The following is a 4981-nucleotide window of genomic DNA, read 5'->3' on the forward strand; positions in this document are numbered from 1 at the left end:
TGCACAATGTCGGCTTTTTTAGAAAAATGATAAATTGCAGGAAAATTAAAAACCGATATGCGTAAGTATTTACTGATGTGCCTGGCTTTTTTTGCCATGAGTTTTGCGATCAAAGCCCAAACTGTTGACCAAAATTCTGGCTGGCTTTTTTTAATGAACAGTACAAAGTTCAACGACAAGTGGGGGATGCATTTTGATGTCCAACTTCGATCTCAAGACAATTGGGATGGCGTAAAAAATCTATTGGTCAGACCTGGTATTACCTATTATATCAATAAAAGCAGTGATGTTACGTTAGGCTACTTATATTCACCAACGTTTGTAAAGTCAGCTGGACATCCTAACAATACCCTGGTTGAAAACAGGATTTGGGAGCAGTATATTTATAAACATAAACTCAGTTTTATCAATGTGAGCCATAGGTTTCGATTGGAACAAAGATTTATGGAGCGGCAGGGTGCAGATGATCTTTTTTCGCAACGTGCACGCTACTTTTTAAGGTTGATGGCTCCTTTGAACAAAGTTAACGGCAGCTTCGAAAAAGGTGTATTTGTAGCACTTCAAAATGAGGTGTTTTTGAATGTTCAAAATAAAGAGGAGCTCAATGGCAGTTTGTTTGACCAGAACCGGGTTTATGGCGCTGCGGGATACCGCATTAGCCCCAAGGTCGATTTAGAAGCTGGTTACATGAACCAATCCATCAACGGTAAAACTAACAATACCAGGAATCATATAGTTCAGGTAGCTTTATATACCAGATTCTAAAGGAATCGCGGAATGATGTGTGAGTAGTAAAATATAAATATTTAGGGGAACCTAAGAATAGGAGCTCATTTAATCGTGCATGAGCGCATAGCTATATATAATTTTACTTGCTCAAATAAAAATAAAACATTGCTTTTACAAGCTGACTCATGGATCTTTTTCCTGAAATCCATTCGGCAATACTTTCCCTGTCGATGCCTGTTTCAAAGGCAATTTGTTTAATCCTCACACCTTTTTCTAACATCTTTCTTTCCAGCCATGCAGTATTCACTACGCTGGTAGGAGAGGGTAGAAATGGTGCAGCGCTGATCTGGATATCGAAATTTGGCAGCCATTTGTCAAATACTTCATGTGTTCTTTTAACCAGCGTAGCCTCGCTGGCATATTTACCCGAGCGGTTTTCTGATTGTGTAGTTTCTATATGGAGAGTATTTTCTGTTAGGGTGAGAATAGAAAAGGTAATATTTGACTGTGTTTGATGTCTCTCTGCGGCTTTTTCCAATTTTGTTAATTGATCTGCCTCTAATAAGGTGCTTAGCTTTTCTATGCCTGGGATTACGCTCATCATATAAATTTTATTAGTGTAGGAAATAAACAGTACTTTATTCCCCTTTGTTTGCATACAGCGAAACTGGCGCCCAGGTGTAGGCGCAAATCTAAGCTGCTTGAAAATTTTGAGCTTCATACGCTGCATGCTGAACATGCCATAAATTGACTTATTTTTTATTAAAAAGCTACCCGAAAGGCCTATATTGCTAATCATAATATGAAACCTAATTAATTAACGCTCATTAGCCGAATTGTGAAACAGCCCAACATGATAAAACGTAGAGATTTTATTCAAAATAGTGTATTAGCCTCTGCGCTGCTATTGATGCCGGAATTCAGTTTTGCAGCAGGCTTGGATACCGGCAAAGTATCAGCATTTGCCAAAAAGCTTAAACCTGTGGGCCGTGCCCTGGAGATGGAAGGTTATTATGTATGGTGCAATAGTCCAATTTATGGCCCTGATGGTAAAGTTCACCTCTTCTTTTCAAGGTGGGTGGCTAAAAAAGGAATGGGAGGCTGGTTGAACGGCTGTGAAATTTGTCATGCGATAGCAGATACCCCTGAGTCTGAATTTAAATATGTCGAGACTATTTTAGCACCTCGGGGACTGGGTTTCTGGGATGCAACAACTTGTCACAATCCATTTATCACCGAGCTGGATGGTAAATATTTCCTGTTCTTTATGGGAACTTCTAATGGCAAAACCGATACCAAGCGTATTGGACTGGCTACAGCGCCTTCATTAAATGGACCATGGGCTCGACCTGACGAGCCTTTACTTCTTCCCGGCGATACCGGTGCATGGGATGACCATTGCACCACCAATCCTGCAGTCGTTAAGCATGACGGCAAATACCTGCTGTTTTATAAATCATGGAATAGCAAGGAATATCAGGAATCTAAACATCCAACCATCAGGGGAAACCGTAAATATGGTCTTGCCATCGCTGATCAGCCCGAAGGTCCTTACATAAAATACAGTGGAAACCCTGTTATTGATTTTAGTGGGAAGGGCGATAATGCCCAAATGGAAGATGCATTTATATGGACAGAAAATAACAGCCTAAACATGATCTGCAGAGATATGGGCGTTTATAACCATGAATATGGCTTGCTTATGAATTCTAAAAATGGCACTAAATGGAGCAAACCCGAAATTGCTTATTACGACGCGCCACATTACATTAATCAGCCGCCTCCAGCGCCGCACCTGAGAAAATATGGCAGGTTTGAACGACCGCAAATACTACTCAAAGATGGCAAGCCTACATACCTGTTTACAACATCGCAAGGTGGGAAATACATGACTGCTTCACCCTTTATATTTAAGATAGAGCATTAAGCAAGTGGTTGGGTCTGAGAACTACCAAAGGCAATAACCTTAGAACCTATAAGTTCAATAGGGTTCATCAATTGCGAATGTGTCAATCCGGCATTATCCATCTGGAAGGCAAACCGGTCAACACCACCAAGCGCTTCACTATGCCTTACTAATTTTTCTGCTACCTGTTCAGGAGCCAAGGTGGTTTTTCATCAGGTGTGTTGCTTTAATTTGACCTGCTGGACATGATATGCCTGTTTGATCATTTCCAATAAACCTTCATTCTTAATAATGTACATCCCCACACGTTCCTGAGCTACGCCTTCTCTTAATTTGTATGTAAATATTGGCTTTTCTTCCTCTAGCAGGGTTTCCATATATTTATAGGAAATGTTATTGAAGTTTTCTAACTTTTCTGCTAATTCCACAATATGCGTGGAGATAAAGAAAACAGAGTTTTTAACCTTAGACAGTTCCGAAATAACCGCTAAAGAGGCATCGAAAGCATCTTTTACATTTGTCCCTCTAAATAACTCATCAAACATGATAAACATGTTTTCCTGCTCCAATAAACTGCTAGCCGCTTCTTTAAGCCTCTTCACTTCGCTTAAATAGTGGCTTAGTCCATTATTAATATCATCGGGCAGGTTAATGGTCGTAATTAATCCATTAAAAATAGTAGTTTCCATTTTTTTAGCAAAAACTGGAAACCCAATATGCGATAAATAGAGTGCTATACCTAAAGACTTGAGAAAAGAAGATTTTCCCGCCATGTTAGATCCCGTTAGTAAAACCATATTCTTTTCGTTCTTTAAAGTGAGATCATTAGTCACCGGATGGGCTAATTTTGGATGTGCTAGTCCACTTATTGCTATATACATTTCTGTTGAGGCTATATATTCAGGAAAACACAAATCTTTTTCAACTGCCACCCGGGCAACAGTTTCAAAAACATCAAACTCATAGATCAGTTCAAGCAACGCTTTAAGCTTTTTTCTTTCCTTGCCTCTGCATAAATAGTCAAGACGATTAATCTGGTAAAAATTAAGTTTTTTACTGTTGAGCTTAAGGAGGTGTTTTAGATTTTTAGAGTCAATAATTTCATGAATACCCGCTGAAAGTTCTGTTAAGTAGGGTGGAATATCGCCTCCTAAAGAGTTGTCCAGAAAAGTTTGGATGTATTGTACAAGCGCTATTAAACCTTTAATACCAGTCTTAATGATGTAATAATCATTGGTTGACCTCGATTTGATGAAATCAACGACAGCATCCAGGAGGTTGTTTCTGGAGTACCTTTTCGTAAATTTCAAATAATAAGCTATCAGATCCAATTGCTCATTTTTGAGTTCTATTTCAAGCTGTTGGTCATGGAAATACTTTATGGCATCTTTTCTTTGAGAGAGCACATTGATGTTTGAGGAAGGACTATCCATCATTTCTCTAAGTTTTTCTCTGCCCCCAATAGTTCGTGTCGCCTTAAATATATTGAAAACTGAACCAGATGTGCCCGAAAATATATTCAGGTCTTTAAGGGATTGCTGGTCTATTTTAAATGTGCTTAGCGGAGGAGAGTTTAATTGGATCATATCATTTTATTAAAAAAAAGCAGCAGGCAAGAAAAAGAGCAAGAAAAAAGAGCAAGAAAGATCTTAAGTATCAAACGATTTTTATAATGGGCGAATGAAGAGTCCTTGCAATAATAAATATAACCTAATTTTTATTAACGCAGCTTATAGTTGATCGTTGTACTAAAAAAATAATACGGCATAGAAGAGAGATCTGCAGTGATTCAAGCGGGAGGAATTGGTCTGTTAAATGATGGATTGTAGACACGTTATGATGACAGCGCATCCGATCCACGGTGAGTCCACCCTCAGTCCACCCTTTGTTTGGGTAAACGTGGACTCACCGTGGACTCATGGTGGACTCACCGTGGACTCACCCAAAGCCGACAAGCATGTGGCCGCATGTCCTGTGCTGCTATAGTAGGTGCTTGGGACGCTTAAGATCTCGCAATCTCATGAATGTCTTCACAACCAAACAAAACCCTAAAAGCGGCCTCTTCTTGTAATTCTTCGCTATCCTGGTAACGTCCTAATAGCTCTTTAATGTGCTCTTTCATTTTGAAAAATTTTTGTTTTCAAAACCATATAGCTCTTCCAAGTTGAAGACCGTCAGTTTCTATAATGATGCAACAAATTGTTCCCCAAGTTCGGTATGGAGCGCTGTTTTTCTTCATCCGCCAACTTCATGATGATTTTTGAACATTTGATCCCTTAATTTATCGGTTTGATACCCTCGAACATTTTTAAGGAGATACTTTTGTTTTGTCGAATGCTGCAATGC

The 4981-nt window shown here is 39.2% G+C and carries 5 protein-coding genes; 2 read left to right on the forward strand and 3 right to left on the reverse strand.

Features of this window, described 5'->3' with window-relative positions; genetic code table 11:
• The first annotated feature begins 57 nt into the window (after positions 1 to 57).
• The gene (locus tag ACR2F7_RS10895) at positions 58 to 765 is read left to right on the forward strand and encodes a DUF2490 domain-containing protein (protein WP_432713591.1); all 708 of its coding nucleotides are present in this window, start codon (positions 58 to 60) and stop codon (positions 763 to 765) included.
• A 103-nt stretch (positions 766 to 868) separates the two neighbouring features.
• On the opposite strand, the gene ACR2F7_RS10900 is transcribed toward ACR2F7_RS10895, so the two are convergent.
• Complete coding sequence (locus ACR2F7_RS10900; protein ID WP_432713592.1) at positions 869 to 1333, reverse strand: helix-turn-helix domain-containing protein; 465 nt, start codon at positions 1331 to 1333, stop codon at positions 869 to 871.
• Positions 1334 to 1582: 249 nt separating this feature from the next.
• Between ACR2F7_RS10900 and ACR2F7_RS10905 the strand changes: the two genes are divergently transcribed.
• Entirely contained in the window at positions 1583 to 2656 is a 1074-nt protein-coding gene (locus ACR2F7_RS10905) for a glycoside hydrolase family protein (protein ID WP_432713593.1), read from the forward strand.
• Here the strand turns inward: ACR2F7_RS10905 and ACR2F7_RS10910 are convergent.
• Together ACR2F7_RS10910 and ACR2F7_RS10915 are read right to left on the reverse strand one after the other, a co-directional pair.
• Positions 2653 to 2835: a hypothetical protein gene (locus ACR2F7_RS10910; protein ID WP_432713594.1), complete on the reverse strand. Its 183-nt coding sequence runs from the start codon at positions 2833 to 2835 to the stop codon at positions 2653 to 2655. The genes ACR2F7_RS10905 and ACR2F7_RS10910 overlap by 4 nt on opposite strands.
• Positions 2836 to 2847: 12 nt before the next feature.
• Entirely contained in the window at positions 2848 to 4221 is a 1374-nt protein-coding gene (locus tag ACR2F7_RS10915; RefSeq protein WP_432713595.1) for a MutS-related protein, read from the reverse strand.
• Between the last annotated feature and the right edge of the window lie 760 nt (positions 4222 to 4981).

The organism is Pedobacter sp., from assembly GCF_045628745.1.
Lineage (GTDB): Bacteria > Bacteroidota > Bacteroidia > Sphingobacteriales > Sphingobacteriaceae > Pedobacter.

What these genes read in the sequence shown, in the direction of transcription:
- ACR2F7_RS10895 (WP_432713591.1), top strand. Translation starts at nt 58, where the DNA reads ATGCGTAAGTATTTACTGATGTGCCTGGCTTTTTTTGCCATGAGTTTT.
- ACR2F7_RS10900 (WP_432713592.1), bottom strand. Translation starts at nt 1,333, where the DNA reads ATGATGAGCGTAATCCCAGGCATAGAAAAGCTAAGCACCTTATTAGAG.
- ACR2F7_RS10905 (WP_432713593.1), top strand. Translation starts at nt 1,583, where the DNA reads ATGATAAAACGTAGAGATTTTATTCAAAATAGTGTATTAGCCTCTGCG.
- ACR2F7_RS10915 (WP_432713595.1), bottom strand. Translation starts at nt 4,221, where the DNA reads ATGATCCAATTAAACTCTCCTCCGCTAAGCACATTTAAAATAGACCAG.